This window comes from Priestia sp. 3CA3 (assembly GCF_056836725.1).
Genome location: NZ_JBXENJ010000018.1, coordinates 26968 through 45107, shown reverse-complemented (window position 1 = coordinate 45107; position 18140 = coordinate 26968). Strand labels below are relative to the sequence as shown.

The 18140-nt window shown below is 38.8% G+C and carries 15 protein-coding genes and 1 pseudogene; 2 read left to right on the top strand and 14 right to left on the bottom strand.

Annotated elements, in window-relative coordinates; all coding sequences use genetic code 11:
• Nucleotides 1-214, top strand: a pseudogene (locus AC1VNJ_RS25245) (hypothetical protein); the annotation flags it as partial.
• Between the two features lie 41 nt (nt 215-255).
• On the opposite strand, the gene AC1VNJ_RS25240 reads toward AC1VNJ_RS25245, so the two are convergent.
• The 4 genes from AC1VNJ_RS25240 to AC1VNJ_RS25225 form a co-directional block, all read right to left on the bottom strand.
• Entirely contained in the window at nt 256-1476 is a 1221-nt protein-coding gene (locus AC1VNJ_RS25240; RefSeq protein WP_098627087.1) for a multidrug effflux MFS transporter, read from the bottom strand.
• A 67-nt stretch (nt 1477-1543) separates the two neighbouring features.
• The gene (locus AC1VNJ_RS25235) at nt 1544-2365 is read right to left on the bottom strand and encodes a MerR family transcriptional regulator (protein WP_028412508.1); all 822 of its coding nucleotides are present in this window, start codon (nt 2363-2365) and stop codon (nt 1544-1546) included.
• A gap of 63 nt (nt 2366-2428) precedes the next feature.
• A complete protein-coding gene (locus AC1VNJ_RS25230; protein ID WP_482641520.1) occupies nt 2429-3442 on the bottom strand; it encodes a nitronate monooxygenase in 1014 nt (337 codons plus the stop codon).
• A gap of 272 nt (nt 3443-3714) precedes the next feature.
• Nucleotides 3715-4779: a lactonase family protein gene (locus AC1VNJ_RS25225; protein WP_098627085.1), complete on the bottom strand. Its 1065-nt coding sequence runs from the start codon at nt 4777-4779 to the stop codon at nt 3715-3717.
• Between the two features lie 333 nt (nt 4780-5112).
• Between AC1VNJ_RS25225 and map the strand changes: the two genes are divergently transcribed.
• On the top strand, nt 5113-5859 hold the full coding sequence (gene map / locus AC1VNJ_RS25220; RefSeq protein ID WP_025752900.1) for a type I methionyl aminopeptidase: 747 nt from the start codon (nt 5113-5115) through the stop codon (nt 5857-5859).
• Nucleotides 5860-5885: 26 nt separating this feature from the next.
• Here map and AC1VNJ_RS25215 read toward each other — a convergent pair whose 3' ends face one another.
• The 10 genes from AC1VNJ_RS25215 to gatB all read right to left on the bottom strand — a co-directional run bounded on the left by AC1VNJ_RS25215 (nt 5886) and on the right by gatB (nt 18128).
• The gene (locus tag AC1VNJ_RS25215; protein WP_028412511.1) at nt 5886-7691 is read right to left on the bottom strand and encodes an ATP-binding protein; all 1806 of its coding nucleotides are present in this window, start codon (nt 7689-7691) and stop codon (nt 5886-5888) included.
• A gap of 23 nt (nt 7692-7714) precedes the next feature.
• Nucleotides 7715-8701, bottom strand: coding sequence for a BMP family ABC transporter substrate-binding protein (locus AC1VNJ_RS25210; RefSeq protein WP_482641519.1), 987 nt, complete (start codon nt 8699-8701; stop codon nt 7715-7717).
• A gap of 171 nt (nt 8702-8872) precedes the next feature.
• Nucleotides 8873-9103 (bottom strand): helix-turn-helix domain-containing protein, encoded by a 231-nt coding sequence (locus AC1VNJ_RS25205; protein ID WP_013055062.1) that lies wholly within the window; start codon nt 9101-9103, stop codon nt 8873-8875.
• A gap of 13 nt (nt 9104-9116) precedes the next feature.
• Nucleotides 9117-11855, bottom strand: coding sequence for a GTPase domain-containing protein (locus tag AC1VNJ_RS25200; protein ID WP_033580823.1), 2739 nt, complete (start codon nt 11853-11855; stop codon nt 9117-9119).
• A gap of 195 nt (nt 11856-12050) precedes the next feature.
• Nucleotides 12051-12866 (bottom strand): YitT family protein, encoded by an 816-nt coding sequence (locus tag AC1VNJ_RS25195; RefSeq protein ID WP_013055060.1) that lies wholly within the window; start codon nt 12864-12866, stop codon nt 12051-12053.
• Between the two features lie 226 nt (nt 12867-13092).
• Nucleotides 13093-13305, bottom strand: coding sequence for a hypothetical protein (locus AC1VNJ_RS25190; RefSeq protein WP_080974221.1), 213 nt, complete (start codon nt 13303-13305; stop codon nt 13093-13095).
• Nucleotides 13306-13448: 143 nt separating this feature from the next.
• The gene (locus tag AC1VNJ_RS25185; RefSeq protein ID WP_243495309.1) at nt 13449-13886 is read right to left on the bottom strand and encodes an SMI1/KNR4 family protein; all 438 of its coding nucleotides are present in this window, start codon (nt 13884-13886) and stop codon (nt 13449-13451) included.
• A gap of 175 nt (nt 13887-14061) precedes the next feature.
• Entirely contained in the window at nt 14062-15435 is a 1374-nt protein-coding gene (rlmD, locus tag AC1VNJ_RS25180) for a 23S rRNA (uracil(1939)-C(5))-methyltransferase RlmD (RefSeq protein WP_098627084.1), read from the bottom strand.
• Nucleotides 15436-15530: 95 nt separating this feature from the next.
• A complete protein-coding gene (locus AC1VNJ_RS25175) occupies nt 15531-16463 on the bottom strand; it encodes a diacylglycerol kinase (protein WP_028410196.1) in 933 nt (310 codons plus the stop codon).
• Between the two features lie 234 nt (nt 16464-16697).
• The gene (gene gatB / locus AC1VNJ_RS25170; protein ID WP_013055057.1) at nt 16698-18128 is read right to left on the bottom strand and encodes an Asp-tRNA(Asn)/Glu-tRNA(Gln) amidotransferase subunit GatB; all 1431 of its coding nucleotides are present in this window, start codon (nt 18126-18128) and stop codon (nt 16698-16700) included.
• Between the last annotated feature and the right edge of the window lie 12 nt (nt 18129-18140).

The window sequence follows — 18140 nt, the reverse complement described above, 5'->3', positions numbered from 1 at the left end:
TCAGCTTCGCGATGGCACGCTGACTAAGGAACAAGCTGAAGCCAAATTAAAAGAACTTGGCGTAGATCTTCCTGCTAAAAAGAAAGATTTTCTAAATGGTTTAGATGCTGAAACAAAAGCTAAGGCCGAAACCATTTTAGAAAATGCAAAAAAAGAAATTCAAAAACTCGGTGTCACAATGCCGTTTGAAAAGAACGAGCACAAAGCTCAATAACTAAAAAAAGCTACTTGGCTGTTGAGAGCCAAGTAGCTTTTTTATGATGCAGTTTTCCGTTTCACTAATGCCATGTATACACCTAATGCTAATAAATCACAGACCATAATCACAATGCCCATCGGCAGAGCATTTTGCCCTCCTCCAAGTCCCACAAGAGGAGCTACGGCTGCTCCGAGCAAGAACGGCAGCAATCCTAGAAGCGCTGAAGCACTCCCTGCATTAGAAGCTTGATTTTGCATAGCAAGTGAAAAAACGGTTGTGTTCACAATTCCTACGCTTGATACAACAAAGAAAAGCAAGATGCAGACCAAAATAACGGATGTGTGAGTAGCAATTACAGCCACTAAAAGCACGCTTCCAACGGCTGCTTGAAGCAATCCATACATGAGAAGAGTAGCTTCTTTTACTTTACCAGCTAAACGTCCTGTCACTTGAGTAGCTATAATGAGACCAAAACCGTTAATAGCAAAAACAAAACTGAACATCTGCGGAGACAGTCCATAAATGTCTTGAAGAACAAATGTAGAGCCTGAAATATAAGCAAACATAGCGCTCATAATAAAACCTTGCGCCAGCGCATATCCCACGAAGACACTATCTTTTAGCAATACGCTAAATGTACGCAGTACTTCTGTTAATCCACCTTCTTTACGGCGTTCAGCCGGCAGCGTTTCTTTCAAGCCAAATAAAACGGCAAAAAACATTAGTGCACCAATTACGGCTAACACACCAAATACTCCGCGCCACGACATAACCGTCAGCAGCTGTCCACCGGCAACCGGAGCCAAAATGGGAGCTAAACCATTTACGAGCATGAGCATGGAGAAAAACTTTGTTAAATCCGAACCTGAAAACAAGTCTCGCACGCTTGCTCTTGAAATAACCATTCCTGCTGCTCCCGCCATACCTTGAATAAATCGTAAAACGATAAAAATCCAAATAGAAGGCGCAAACACGCAGAACACAGAGGCAACTGCATAGGTGATTAATGCTGCTACAAGCGGCTTTTTCCTTCCCCGGATATCACTGAATGGCCCCATTACCACTTGCCCAAATGCCAAGCCTAATAAGCAAGCTGTCAGACTGACCTGGGCTAAAGAAGCTGACGTATGCAGTTCTTTAGCAAGCGTCGGCAGCGCTGGCAAATACATATCGATTGATAACGGTCCAAATGCGCTTAGTGAACCCAAAATTAAAATAAATAAAATGCGATTTCCTCGGCTTAAAGACATTCCTTGGGAAATACTTTGCTGATTCATCTATTGTTGTCTCTCCCTTCAGCAGTTTTACAATAGTCTCATCTTAAACCCTCCAGCAACTGGATAGTCAAGACGTAATTCGAATTTGAATTTCCGTCAGCCGCTCTTCTTCATGATGAGAAATAAATGAATCTACAATTCGCCGAATTAAAAAAGGCCCTTCTGCTTTGTATCCTTCGGCTTTAATAAAGTTCAGTAACGTATCGTAATAGACTCCTGTGGTATCTCTCTTTTCTCTCATATAAATAGATGCGTAATCGCCTTCAGGTATTAACGTAACGAGTTCATGCTTAAAAGAAACATCGCTTTCGACCAATAAAAAAATGCCATCGTAATCTGTAAATTGTTGTTTTTTTGTGTTTTCTACAGATAGTATAAACCCTACTTTCCCAATCATAATCGGGGTAATATGACTGATTTTCTTTTTTAAATCACGCAGAACACTTTCAGTTCCGTCTAACGTACCTACCTCTGCTTTTACTTGCACAACTTCACGAGAAGGAAGGTGTTTGATGAACGGGGCTCCTATTTGGTTAATATGTCTCGTCTGTTCTAATTCCTTCATTCGAGTTGTTAACTGCGCATTCACTCTTTGAAGGTGACGAATTTTTTCTTTTGTTACCTTCTGATATTCCGCTAAGGTTTCAATAAATTCGTCCAAGCTGCTGTGCTCCATTTTTCTTTTAATTTCTTTTAACGGAACCCCCATCAGCTTTAAATAGACAATGATATCTAATTTCTTAAATTGTTCTAACGTATAATAACGATATCCAGTTTGCGGATCAACTTCATAAGGCTCAAACAGGCCAATTTCATCATAATAGCGAAGTGTTTTAATTGGAATATCGTGCAGTCTGGCCATTTGCCCAATCGTAAATTTGTTTTGCACTATAAGTTCACCTTCTTTATGTAAAGCTGCTTGCACTTAAAGCAAGCAACACCGTAATTCTCATCATTCATTTAGTTCTTGTACAAGCTCTTCCACAATAAGATGTGCAGGCAGTTCTTTTGCCAGCGTAAATCCAGTTCCTGCCCACAAAGAAGTGTACTCTGGATTATTCATTTGTGTAGCTTTTGTTCGAATAGGCTTTGTCATGTAATGAATATGAGGGTAAGCGGATGGTGCTGATTTATCATAGGAAATAAAAAAAGCATTCACAAATCCTCTAGCACGTTTCCCTGTAAAAGCTCTTGTAACACCTGTTTCATTAAAACGCTTTTGAAGAATGCTTTCTTTATGAAGAGCACTCGCTCCGCTTTCTGGACAACAAATAAAAGCCGTACCTAACTGCGCAGCAGAAGCACCTTCCTGTAACACGCGTTTAATGTCAGACCCCGTCATCAAGCCTCCCGCAGCAATTAATGGCTTTTTAGTGATTAGACGGATTTCTTTTAGCAAATTTATAAGCGAAAAGTCCACCCAACTCTCTAAAAAAGTAGACCGATGGCCGCCGGCTTCAATTCCTTGCAAGCACAGCGCATCTGCTCCTGCTCTCAAAGCCACTTCGGCTTCTTGAGGTGTTGTAATCGTAACGAAAATATGACTTCCAATTCCCTTTAAGCTTGCTACAATCTCTCGATCCGGGCACCCAAATGTAAAGCTCACAGCAGGTACTCGATGTTTTTGAATGATGTCGAGCTTGGCACTCCATTCATCATCATCATTCTTTGGTATGCCAACTTGACACTCCAAATATCCAGCGGCTTTTGACAATTCTTTTTGATAACAATCAAGTGCATCAACTGCTACTTTTTCATTTGTCGGAACAAACAGATTTACTCCAAAAGGTTTTTTCGTAAGTGAGTGCATCTCTATAATTTCCTGCTCCAATTCACGCGCACTTTTATATCCCGCGGCTAAAAACCCTAGCCCTCCGCTATTAGATACAGCTGCAGCTAGTTTAGGCGTCGAAACTCCTCCTGCCATAGGAGCTTGTACAATTGGATACTCACATATATTTTCCACACTTATCACCTCAGCCCTTCATGCGTTCTCTCTTCATTCTACTACAACACCAGAAAAAAAAGCCCTCCAAAAGGGCTTTTCTTCCATATATAGATTATGCTCATTTCAAAAATTGGGATCATAAATGACGCTCAGGAATGCGCACTACCTGACTATTCCCTCAAAGGTTCACCTATGCGGATGGCACTAACCCCGAAAGGGGAGTGACAGCCGCTTAGGTCTAGAAGGCCAGACCTGATTGTTTTTGGATCAGGTCTGGCTTTCTACATCGATTACTTATAGTGGAGGAACTTTACGCATACAGCTTCTGGAACCGTAACGTTAGATTGAAGAAGCGTTAGCTTTCCATTTTCTTGGTCTCTTTCAAACAGCACCAAGTTTCCTGTCTCTTGATTAGACGCCACAATAAATTGTTCCGTTGGATCTAAAACAAAATCGCGCGGCCAGTCGCCTTCAGTGCCTGTCCATTCTACGAATGTTAACTGTCCAGAATCCTGGTCTACTTTGAATGTTGCAATCGAGTTATGTCCGCGATTTCCTGCATAGACAAAGCGGCCGTCTGAAGAAATGTGGATCGCACTCCCTTGATTATTTTCTGTAAAATCAGCCGGAATTGCTAAAGTAGCTTGTTGTTGAGTAAAGCTTCCTGTGCTTTCGTCATACGTTAAAAATAAAACTTCGGAGCTGAATTCTGTCATTGCATACGCATAGCGGCCATTTGGATGGAACGTTAAATGTCTAGGGCCCGAACCAACAGATGTAGAAAGGCTGTTGACTTCCTTCAATTTATTCTCTTCCACTTCATATGTCACAATTTCATCAATACCTAGGTCTACAACCGCCACGTGTTTTTCTCCAGGAGTAAAATCGGCATAGTGTACGTGTGGTTTTCCTTGTTGTCCTTTTTTAAGGTCTGAATGAGGATGTTCCACTACGGATGCTACATATTCAATTTCTCCTGTTTCTTCATTAACAGAATACGTCTCAACGCTCCCTTTATGAAAGTTAGCAGATAAAACAAGCGTATTATCTTCATTCACTGAAACGTAGCAAGGAGGCGCGCCGTCTAGCAGCTGTTTGTTTACAAACTTCAATTGCCCTGTGTTTGGATCAACCTTAAAAGCAGCTACTCCGCCTTTTTCTCCTTCTTTAATAACTGTATAAAGATGTTCGTTGTCTTTGCTTGCATTTAAGTATGTAGGATTTTCAATTTTAGCCACGGCTTTTACTTCTACAATTTTTTTAGCCTTCGTATCTAACGTAAATGTATAGACACCTTCACTGCCTGCTTTTGTATATGTACCTGCAAATCCAATAAATTTTCCATGTTCACTCATTTTCCTATACCCCTCCTAAAGAATTGTTTTGTTTCATTTATTTTACTATATCATACCGCATTTGTTATAGAGAATGCTCCAATTCAACGTTCATTTATCAGTTTTCCCTACATGCCTAGCGTCAAACCCTTCCTTTTTAAGCCTGCATCTTGCATTTTCCTACCATTGGGCGTTATGATTAAGGATGATTTTATATCGCCCAATAGCAGACGGTTCCTGTATTTCTTAGATTTTCAAGCAAAGAAGAATGGGCTGATGAATAGTCGACTTCCATCGCTATAACCGCTGCTCAACTTTTTTCGTAAAGTTACATCAAAAAAGGAGTGAACAACAATGATCACATTAAAAAGTGAACGCGAAATTAATTTAATGCACGAAGCAGGTAAATTATTAGCTTCTTGTCATAAAGAAATCGCTAAAATGATCAAACCAGGCATAACAACAATGCAAATTGATAAATTTGTTGAAGAGTACTTAGCAAAGCACGGAGCAACGCCGGAACAAAAAGGATACAAAGGATATCAATATGCAACGTGCGCTTCTTTAAATGATGAAATTTGCCACGGTTTTCCAACAACTAAACCGTTAAAAGACGGGGATATCGTAACCATTGATATGGTTGTAAATTTAAACGGAGGCTTAGCAGATTCTGCATGGACTCACACTGTTGGAGACATTTCAGACGAAGCACAGCGTCTAGTAGATGTTACATACGAAGCGCTTTTAAAAGGAATCGAGCAAGCACAGCCAGGAAACCGTACAGGTGACATCGGCCACGCTATTCAAAGCTATGTAGAAGGCGAAAAATTCTCTGTCGTACGCGACTTCACAGGACATGGAATTGGAAATACCATGCACGAAGCGCCTACAATTCTTCACTACGGAAAAGCTGGCAAAGGTACACGTTTAAAAGAAGGTATGGTTATTACAATTGAGCCAATGGTAAACGCTGGTACATGGCATTCTAAAATGGATAAAAACGGTTGGACTGCTCGTACAACCGACGGTAAATTATCCGCTCAATTTGAACATACGCTTGCGATTACGAAAAACGGTCCTCTTATTTTAACAGCACATTAAAAAACAGCCCTTTTGAGGCTGTTTTCTTAATGTAGAGGAAATTTAATAACAAAAACTGTGCCGCGGGAAGAAGTAGATAATAATTTAATCTGTCCTCCGTGGCTTTCTAGAATACGCTGAGCAATGGGCAGACCAAGACCTGTGCCACTATCTTTTGACGTGGAAAACGGCTGGTACAGCGACTGCTGCATATGAACTGGAATACCTTTTCCAGTATCTTCAATGTATAGACAGTAGCTATCTTCATGAACCTGCGAGTAGATTGTAATAACTCCCTCTCCATCCATGGCTTCCATACTGTTTCGAATTAAATTATGAAGAACTTGTTTGATTTGTTTTTCATCTACCTTTAATACATGCGGCTGCAATTTCACATCGAAAATAAGCTTATCTTTTTCTGTAAATTTGCTTGAGTGAGTAATCAAAGGCAATAACTCATTAATAATATCCTGCATGCTGACTTTTTTCATCACCGGAGTCCCAGGCTTTGATAACAACAGCATTTCTTCAATGATGTAATTAATCCTCTCTAGTTCTTTCATAAGCAGAGGCAGGTAAAAACGCTTTTTCTCCTCATCAGAAAGAGACTGATTCATAAGAGATATAAATCCATGAATCACGGCAAGAGGATTACGAATCTCATGAGCAGCTCCGGCTGCCACTTCTCCAACCAAGGCAAGTTTCTCAGACTGATGCATTCGCTTTTCTAATTCTTCGGTATCCGATATATCAATGAAATAAAAAATCCTTCCAATGCTTTCGTTCTTCTCATTAAACAGCTGCGTTTGAGAGGCTAAAAAGCAATAGCACGTCTCTTTCGTTCCAAATAATACTTTTTTATTTTCGTGAATTTCTCCCGAATTCAACATGCTCCAAAATTCAGTATTATATTCAGGACATTCCTTCATATACCGGCAAATATCCTTTTCATCGAGATCTAAAAACTGTTTTGCTGAGGTATTAGCAAATATACTATTTGTCTCATCTTCTATTGTGATAATTCCAACAGGCAGTGAATTTAAGATCTGCTGGCGATATGCTTTATCTTTAATGATTTTCCAAAATGAATCTTCTAAACTAACCGACATTTGATTGATAGAAGCCGAAAGCTGCTTCAGCTCGATTTGCTTTGTGTCTTGAAGAACAAGACCGTATTCTCCGTCTGCAATGTCATTCACTTTTTCAATCATTTGTTCAATTGGTTTCGTAAGGCTTGCACTCATACGATAAGAAACATAAAGAGAAGCCACAATAGCACTTACTGTTAAAATTAATAGTAAAATTAATGAATCTTTAATAATAACAGACAGTGTATCTGATAGTGTATCAAGTGAATCAACCGTCTCTTCTTTTGAACTATTAATATCTTTTTTTATCTGATGCAGATCCGGCAAATAATTTCTCTTAAGATACTCTTTTGCTCCCTCTATATCTCCGTACTTCAGCAGTCCCTGCACGTTATTAGAAATCTTGAAATCAAGCAGCTCAATTTTTTCCTTCAGTGGAATCAACGATTTTGGCACAGGCTGCTTATACTTTTCATTGTCTTCAATAACTCGTGTATCATATGATTGATATTCTTCTATCAAAGAGACAGTGGGGTTCTTTAGATTATTTTTCACAATGTATTCTTTTATGTTCAGCTGCTCTTCCCAATAAGAAAGCCACACCATTTGAGGAACATCTTCATCTTTAATTTCGTTGCTTACATGATTCATTTTATCAATGGCATGCACTAAAACTAAAGAGAACCCGCTTAACATGAATGTAATCAAAAGAAGAATCGTTAATATTTGGCTACGGAATGACATGTTGCGAAATAATTGATTCATAATCATCTCTTTCTTTTTCATAGTTACTTCGGCTGTGTAGACATTCTAACTTTCGAATATAATATTTGTTTTTCTTGTTTACTGTACATTGGTCCAAAAGGCGCAAGCTTATAAACACCATCCCGGGCATCAAGTTTGACTTCTCCAGATCGAAGGCCCTTTTTACTAAAATAGTCTTTCGTAATCGCGTTGTAAGCTTGAGGAACATCATTTATCACACTTGTTAAAATAACAGACCTCCCCATATACGCCTGATCATCTAAATATCCTATTACGTACATTTTTTGTTTTTTCGCTTCTTGAATCACTTCTTGATTATATGAATTTCCTTTAGCATAGACGATATCGACGCCTTCATCTTTTAACTCACGGAGCAGCTTTACTGCTTTTGCTCCATCGTCTCGGCTGTTTACCACTCGATAATAAAAAGCAATTGAGGAATCAGACGCTTTTAGGCCTTTTTCAAACCCTGGATTTTTTTCGCGTGCTTCAAATGCATCAATTAATCCAATTTTTTTCGTTCGTGTCTTCATGGCAGCTGCCGTGCCTGCCAGATACTCTATTTTTGTTTGATCAAATGTATATACAGTTTGGTTTTTATAACGTGAAGTACCGTGAATGGTGACGAAATGAACATGAGGATACTTAGGAGCGAGTTCTGTAAAAACGGTAGAAAATTCTCTTCCATGTCCAATTACGACTTTTGTTCCATTTTGAATAACTTTTTCAGCAGCTTCCTTCATTTTTTGGTTCGTATTTACTTCGCTAATAACTTGAGCCGAAACGGGGTACTTCTGCTCGATGTTGATTTTTCCTTTATAAGCTAGACTGCCCCAGCTTTGATCTGTCAGTACATCAGAGGTGAGAATTGCAACGCTTGTGTTTTCTACTTTTTTTGTCGTTTGCTGACTTATAATCCCTTGTGTTTTCGAAACAATAATAATTAAAAACGAAGCGACAACAATCAGGGCAAGCAATAAAATCAGCCTTAACTGTCTTGATCGTTGCATAGACCTTCTCCTTTTTGTTTAGCATACTTTCATTATATAAAAAAAGCATCTAAAAAGACTACATCTTTAACGAAATTCCAACTTTTTTCGACATTTCTTTCATATCTTACCTTTTTTAACACTTTCACTCCAAAAGAAAAAGCAGAAAACATCTGTTTTCTGCTTCGGCCTTCAATCTTCATCTTTTACGTCCATATCTTCAGGGATTGGCTCATTTAGGTATTCTTCAATTTGTTTTTTATACTTTTCCATTTGCTCTAAATGAGTGTTAAACTGCTCTTTATTTAATAAGTAGTTTTCACCATCAAATATAGCCCTTACTTTTCCTTCTTGAATCAATTTCTGTACATATTCTTCAGGAAAAGATAGATACTCTGCTGCTTCTTTTATCGTTAAATACATCCTGCTCCACCTTTTAGACGTTATAGTGTACTTCTTCTGTAGCTTTAACCATTAACTCATACTGACGCAAGCGAAGCTGGAATAATGTTAACGGATCATAGTAAGCTTCAGGATTGGCTTTCATATGACTTAATACGTCTTGATTTTCATTAATATGCGCCTGTGTTTCTTCAATCGTTTCTTTTAGAACCTCTTTTGGCTTTTCAAAGAATAGTTCAATATCAACTTCTAAATTTTTCTCAAATAAATTAAATTGCATAAAAAACTTTGCCAGCATAGATTCTGTGATATCTTGATAGTCTTGACTTTCAATGTACTTTTTATATTGATTATAAAGCAGCGTTTGATTTTGAAGAATGGAAGAAAACAGTTTCCCTGCTCCTTTTAACAAAAGCTGCGTTGGATTAACGCGAAGTAAAATATTTTCTTCATCCAGCTGAACCCGATTAGCCATACGATTAACGTCGCGGCGCCAGTCGTCCAGCACTTTAAAATCGCAGGCTAACGTTAATTTTTGCTCATTGTACATCTTATTTAATGACTCTGCTACTTCTTCAATATCTACTTGACTCGCAATCAGCTCTTCATTTGATGTAGCAATCCAGTCCTTTAAAGAAATACGGAACTTAGGTAGGACATCTTGCTGCAAGTGCTCTTCCACGCGCATATTCATTTGTTTATTCAGCTCAATATGAACCGTACTAAAATCACTGTCTTCCTTCACTAATTCTGAAGACTTTTTGAGTAAACGAGGAATTTTATTTTTTAGCTTTTTGCTGATATCCTCTTTGATGCCGTGATAAGCCGAAACAATACTACTTGCTTTTTCTTGTTCTAAGTCATCCACTCGATGCAAGAAGCCATTTAATCGCACAAGCATATCTTCGTTCCATTTAATACTTTCAATCAAATGATTTTCTGTGTGATTTCTCTTCTCCACTAAGCCCTTTAGCATGCTTTGAATAAAGAACAGCAGTCTGCGCGCACGCTCTTCTACTCCAACGTCGTTTGGATCGTAATAGAAATTAGCTTTAATAAACTGAGCCAAGTCTCCGTGGTGCTGACTCGATACGTAGTGAGGCGTATAGGCTAATACATGCGCCTGCGGGAAATCAGCGCCAATGCTTGCCTCAAATTCTTTTGTAATTCGCTCAATCGTTGCTTGATTATAAAGACTGTCCATATTGTTGATGACAAAATGAACTGGCGTATTTGGCGCATATTCTTTAATCTCCAGCAATAATTCTCTTTCTTCATCAAGCAGCGATTCTTTTGCATCAAGCACAAACAGTAAACCATCTGCTAAAGGAGCATATTTAAATGCATCCTGCTCACGCGCCTCTTGTTCTGTAAAGCTTGGCGTAACAATGCATGAACAATTATGCTTATCAAGGAACGCAAAAGGTTTTTTCACTTCTACAAGCGCCTGGTGAGAAGATTGCTCCGCTCCGTCAATCGTTTCCATCGGAATGATTTCTTGATCAGCGATTTGCTGGATAGATTCTTCTTCATCATGAATGAACACAAAGGTTGTTTCATGATTTTGCGGTACCTTTTCTTCTGTAATCGATCCCACAAATGAAGACGTTGCAGCATTTGTTCCTGTAATTAATAAGTGTGTCGTATGAGCATCTAATAAAAAGTCTACCCACCATTTAAAGGTGTGCCCCACTTCTAAACCATTTTCATTAGCCCATTTAATAATGCCATGGCAAAGTTTGTAGTGATATTCAAGACCATCAATGTCGTTACGCGCCTCAAAAATTAATCTGCCTGCATTTTCGATTGTAATGGTATCAATAGTTGACGGAAACTTTTCATTCCATGAAAGCACGGCCGCAGACGGAAATAACGCACGTGACTTATTAGTAATTTTAAGCCAGTTTGTTAATACGTTCGGAATGACTTCATGCAATTCCTTTACAGAATGATCACTTTCCATTAAGTCAGTGTACGTCTCTTGATAAAGAGTTGAAATCTCTTGCCAATAATCATAGAGACCCACTTCAATATTCAAGAAAATATCATTGATGGTTTTAATCCAAGCAAGATAAGGAGGCTGACTCTTATATTGTTTCCATAAAGCTGAGACAAGCTGTTTGAAATATACTTGGTCCACTTTGTAAAATGAAATCATCACTTGATAAAAATAGTTAGGGATAAAGTTTGCTGTATATCCTTTATCTACGTAAGTCTTTAATACCGCAAACCAATTCAGCGATTCTGTTCGAATACACTCATCTACTGCAAGCTCCACTGCGCTATTAAAATCTTCTTGCTCTTCATAAAATCTTCGCGCAATCGCCGTGACGTTTGGATAATCCGGCTGAGAAGCAACCAGCTCGTTAATAACTTCATAAGCTCGTTCAATATTGTTATGGTCCGTATAAAGCGAAAACAGCTTTAGCGCTATTTCAGCTTTTAATACTTTTGAATCCGTTTCGATGGATAGGTAAAGCTCTTCAGCGAGCGTAGACAACCCCAATTCATAATGTGCGTCGGCTGTATTTTTCTTCGCCCACAGCTTAAACTCGCCATTTACATTCTCCCACTTAAAAATCGCGGATTCAAAATCTTGATTGTGGAAGTACACTTCTCCCTGAGCTAAGCGAATGAGCGATAAGTCGTACCACTCTTTTTGCTGCTCTTCGTAATAAGCTTGTCCAAGGACTTTTACAGGCGGCTGATTTTCATTTTCTTGCATAAACGTTTCGTAATATTTCTTTTTCGTTAACTGATATTCTACCGTCATATAGTCTCTCCTTTTTGATGTCAATATTTTATGTACTCTATCAAATTCCCTTTTTTATACTTTTCATACACGATATTTTCTTACTCATATTTTACGCAAAAAAAGCCTCAAGAACTACTCTTAAGGCTTTTTTTATAACTTTTATACTATAAAAATGGCTATTTATCATAAATCGGCGCTGAAATAACAAATATATTAATAGGCATCCCGTCGAAACAGCCCCATTACTTCTACCGTTTCCGTAATATTTACGAAAGCTTCAGGATCCACAGATTGAATTAACTGCTTGAGGTTTGCAAGCTCATAGCGTGAAATCACCGTCATTAATATTTTACGGTCTTCTCTTGAATAAGCTCCTTCACCGTTCATTAACGTCACACCGCGCACCAAATTCGTAAGAAGCTGCTGCTTCATTTCTTCGCCTTTTCTCGTAATAATGGTTAACGTGAGCTTAATGTGGCGAGTATGAATCGCATCCACTACTTTTCCTGTGACGAAAATCGAAAGCATCGTATATAAAGCCGCGTCCCAATTCACAAAGAAACCTGAAACAAATACGACCACGGCATTCATCGCTGATAATATAGCGCCAAGCGGAAATTCTTTTTTATGCGTAAGAAGCATCGCAATAATATCAAATCCACCTGTTGAGGCTGACTGACGAAAAACAAACCCTACGCCAATTCCAGTTAAAACTCCTCCAAAAACAGCTGACAGAATAGGATCTGTACTAACAGCTCTCAAGGGAATCACGTATAAAGCAATTGATAAAGCCACAACGGACAGCAGCGTATGTAAAACAAACCGCTTTCCTAACTTCATAAAACCAATAATTAAAAGGGGTAAATTCAACAAAAAATTCATTGTTCCCGTGCTTGCAGGCGTTAAAATTCCTATAATCATAGCAATACCGCTAATGCCGCTGCTTAGCACTTTATGGGGGATTAAAAACCAATTGTATGCAAATCCAATTAACACAGAACCCGCTATAATAGCAATTGCTCTATACATGATGTCCCTTCACCTCTTACCACAAATATAATGTTTTCATTTATTGCTTCTTTATTATAATTCCTAAAATATTAAAAACCTTAAAAAAAGTATATTCAGAAATTTGCTGTGTTGGTGGGGTGGACAAACGGCAAAATAAAACGGACATACAAGCGGATAATGCTTTTATATCAAGCTTTTGCTGCTTTTGTTATAGAAATGCTACCTTTACCTTTTCCGTACTTATTTAACCTAAAAGAGGTTGAGACATCATAATGAAATGAATGTATTTTAAAGGCGAACAACTAGTATAGATGAGCTTGTATGGAACCGCAGTTGATTTCCGTGCAAGACTTCGCTTTCCGCGGGCGGCCGCTGAGCCTCCTCGTCGCTTGCGCTCCTGCGGGGTCTCACCTATTCCGCTTTTCCCGCAGGAGTCTTCGTCTTGCCCTCCAATCAACTGCTAAAAGGAACGAAACAGACGACACTTATTTGCCTTAACAAAAAAATAAACCACGAATCAAACATGTTAATTAATGGTTCGTTTTTTACTTGGGTTAAAATACTTTTGTCCCAGCCTCTTGGTGGAAAGTTATTTTAATTTTATTCTTCTTCATATAGACCATTAATAAATTCTTCAAATGAATGGGCGACGAAAAAAATACTGCTTTCAGGATTCTCATATGCTAGTTCATGATTTATAAAAACGATAATAGGCCGCTGAGAGTTAGAACGGTAGTCAAAACATACATGATTATCCGCTATGTCATCTCCAAATGGGTAAATACCATCAACTAGCTGGCATTTAAGATCATGGTACACGTTTAAAATGTAATCCTTTTTCTCCTGATTAAAACTTAGTAATTGATAAAAAGAACATTCTCTCTTTCCAACATTAAATCCATCAGCTGAAGGTTCTCCACCATGATACTTTGTTACACATTCCATAAAGTAAATTGGAAATAATACATCCCATGCTTTTTCTACATCTAAAATGGTTTCTAAACTTACCTCTTTTTCATCCGTTTCCCACGTAATCAATTTGCTTCATCCATTTTGCCTTATGTATATTTAGGAATCTTTTTACTCCCATTTATAATTGCTTTTATTTGTTTCTCTATAAATCTTTTAGTATATTCCGTACTGTATTAAAAATAAAAGCCAATATAAAATACCACTACCATTCCTAATGATAGTGGTGTTTTAAACAATTTTCTTATTTTAATGTAAGCACCGCCACATTCTCCACATGGGTCGTATGCGGGAACATATCAACAGGCTGAACTTCAACCGTCTCATAGCCGCCTTTTTCTAGAATAGCTAGATCACGCGCAAGAGTTGCTGGTCCGCATGAAACATAGACAACTTTTTTCGGCTTCATCTCGATGATGGTATTTAAAAGGGCTTCGTCGCATCCTTTTCGCGGCGGATCTACGACGATGACGTCCGCTTTGATGCCTTGTTTGTACCAGTTTGGAATAACAACCTCTGCTTCGCCTACTTCAAATTCTGCATTGTGAATACCGTTTAGCTCAGCGTTGCGCTTTGCATCTTCAATCGCTTCAGGCACGATTTCAACGCCATATACTTTTTTCGCTTTTTGAGCGAGAAATAACGAGATCGTTCCGATTCCGCAGTAAGCGTCAATGACCGTTTCTTCTCCTGTTAAATCTGCATACTCGAGCGCTTTGTCGTAAAGCACTTTCGTTTGCTCAGGGTTTACTTGGTAGAATGATTTTGCTGAAATGGCAAATTTAACGTCGCCGATATAGTCGTAAATATATTCTTCTCCCCAAAGTACGTTCGTTTGGTTCCCTAAAATGACGTTCGTGCGCTTGCTGTTGACGTTTTGAACAATTGATTTCACGTTCGGCACGGCTTCGATAATGTCTTCTATAATACGCTTTTTGTTTGGCAACTCAGCTGTACGAGTCACAATTACAACCATAATTTCACCCGTTACAAGTCCGTAGCGCGCCATGATATGACGAAGCGAGCCTTTATGCTTTTGTTCTTGGTAAGCAGAAACCCCATGCTTTTCACAGATTGATTTGACAGCTTGAACAACATCATCATTTGCCTGCTGCTGAATCAAACAGGCATCCATGTTAATGATATCGTGGCTTCGCTGCTGATAAAACCCAGCGACCAAACCGCCTTCTCGCTCTGCTACGGGAACTTGAGCTTTGTTTCGATAGCGCCAAGGATCGTTCATTCCTAGCGTCGAATGTACCGGAACGTCAGGTAAATGGCCAATTCGCGCCATGACGTCTTTTACTTGCTTTTGTTTAAATTGCAGCTGTCCTTCATAGCTTACATGCTGCAGCTGACAGCCTCCGCACTGCTTGTATACCGGACAGGGTGCTTCAACACGCTGCTCACTAATTCTATGGTGCTTGATAAGCTTGCCAAACGCATAGCCTTTTTTTACTTTAATGACTTTTACTTGGCCGCTTTCGCCGGGCAGCGCATTTTGAACGAAAATAGGAAATCCGTTCACTTTCGCTACACCCGCTCCGTCATGCGTTAAATCTTCAAACGCAACATCTATATATTCATTTTTTTCTACAGGTGGTTTTAATTTTTCCATTTATCGTTACATCCTTTTAGTCATTTGAAAATGCTGAACTGATTGTACCATAAGAGCGAAAGCCAAACAAAGGAAAGCATGAAAAAAGATCGCAATTAGGCGATCTCATTTTTTTCCATCAATTCAGCTGTTGCTTTTGGAACAAAGATTTCTACATGGCGATATAAGTTTACAAATTCCCCAGGCAATAACCCACCGTACTCGCCATCTAGATTTAGCTGCATTTTATCATTCGTATGAATTTTAACACGGTTCGCTTTTGTATAAATAATATGAGGATCATTGATATGTTCTCCTCGCAGCGCAAGTGTCGCAATTCGAATAAACTCAGCTAAATTTGCTTTCTTTAAAATAATTAAATCAAACATGCCGTCATCTAAAGAAGAGTCTGGTGCCAGCTTTTCAAAACCGCCGACTGAGTTCGTTAAGGAAACGAGGAAGAACATAATCTCGCCGCCAAAGAATTTTCCGTCATACTCAATTTCAACGGATGTTGGTTTAATAGAAGGAAGCATTTCCATGCCTTTTAAATAGTAAGCTAGCTGTCCAAGCATTGTTTTTAACTTGCTTGGCACTTCATACGTTAATTCAGTTAAACGGCCGCCTCCGGCGATATTTACAAAGTAATGCGTTTCTCCGTCGTTTGTTACACAGCCTAAATCAATTGGCTTCGTTACACCTTCTACAATAACATCAACAGCGCCTTCAATTGTACGCGGGACATTAATGGCACGAGCAAAGTCATTGGTTGTTCCAACAGGAATAATACCTAGCTGCGGACGATAGTCTTGTCCGGCAATACCGTTTACGACTTCATTGATGGTACCGTCTCCACCGGCTGCAATTACAACATCAAAGCGGCGCTCTACTGCTACTTTGGCAGCTTCTGTTGCATCGCCAGCGCAAGTTGTAGCATGACAAGATGTTTCATAGCCTGCTTGCTCTAGCTTTTGCAAAACTTCCGGTAAGTTTTTCTTAAAAATTTCACGGCCCGATGTCGGGTTATAAATAATTCTCGCTCTTTTCATATTCATCATCCTAATAATGATAATTTGTCACAAATCTTTGCCTACTTTTATCAGTGAAAGAATGCCCCCTCACATTACATCATCAACAAGAGGGGGCATGAACAAACATATTATAAAGAAATTAACCTTGATATACAATATTCACGTTTCGGTTTTTATTCATACCTTCAGCGCGATCGCCCTTACTCATAATAAATGTGAGATGGATACCCACCTCACATTTAGTTATCAAATTTAGCGTTTATTAATTTCTTCTAAAAGAATTTTATTAACCATCGGTGGGTTCGCTTGACCTTTTGAAGCTTTCATAATTTGACCAACTAAGAAGCCGATTGCACGATCCTTACCGTTTTTGAAATCTTCAATAGACTGAGGGTTTGCATCTAATGCATCTGTTACAAATTTACGTAAAGTTGCATCATCAGAAATTTGTACAAGACCTTTTTCTTTTACAATTTTCTTTGCATCTCCGCCATTTTCAATTAATTCTTTGAATACTTTTTTCGCAATTTTAGACGAAATTGTACCTTCTTGAATTAATTGAATCATACCAGCTAGACCTTCAGGTGTTAATGCTACATCTGAAAGTTCTTTTTGATTTGAGTTTAAGTAAGCAGAAACTTCACCCATTAACCAGTTAGAAGATAGCTTAGCATCTCCGCCTGCAGCAAGTGTTGCTTCAAAGAAATCAGACATTTCTTTTGTTAGCGTTAATACCATTGCATCATAAGCAGGTAAGCCAAGCTCTTCTACATAGCGCTTTTTACGAGCATCTGGAAGTTCAGGAATCGAAGCACGAACGCGTTCTTTCCACTCTTCGTCGATGTGTAATTCTAATAAGTCAGGCTCTGGGAAGTAGCGGTAGTCGTCAGATCCTTCTTTTACACGCATCAGAATTGTTTCACCCGTAGACTCATCAAAACGGCGTGTTTCCTGCTCGATTAGGCCACCAGACAATAACACTTTTTCTTGACGAATTTCTTCGTGTTCAAGACCGCGGCGCACGTAGTTAAATGAGTTTAAGTTCTTTAGCTCAGCTTTTGTACCAAACTCTTCTTGTCCAACTGGACGTAAAGAAATATTGGCATCACAGCGAAGTGAACCTTCTTCCATTTTACAGTCAGATACGCCTGTATATTGAATGATTGATTTTAGTTTTTCTAAATAAGCATATGCTTCTTCAGGAGAACGCATATCTGCTTCCGATACAATCTCAATTAGAGGTGTACCTTGACGGTTGAAGTCTACTAGTGAATAGCCATCGCCTGTATGCGTTAACTTACCAGCATCTTCTTCTAAATGAAGTCGGTTGATACGAATGCGCTTCGTTTCACCTTTAACTTCTACTTCAATCCAACCGTTCTCGCCAATTGGTTTATCAAATTGAGAGATTTGATAAGCTTTTGGGTTATCCGGATAGAAATAGTTTTTACGATCAAACTTTGTATCTGTTGCGATTTCACAGTTTAGCGCAAGCGCCGCTTTCATTGCAAAATCAACTGCTTCTTTGTTTAACACAGGTAGTACGCCAGGATAACCTAAGTCGATTACACTTGTGTTAGCATTTGGAGCCGCACCAAATGCGTTTGGACTTGCTGAGAAAATTTTAGATTTTGTCTTAAGCTCAACGTGTACTTCAAGACCAATAATCGTTTCAAAGTTCATCTTTATCTCACC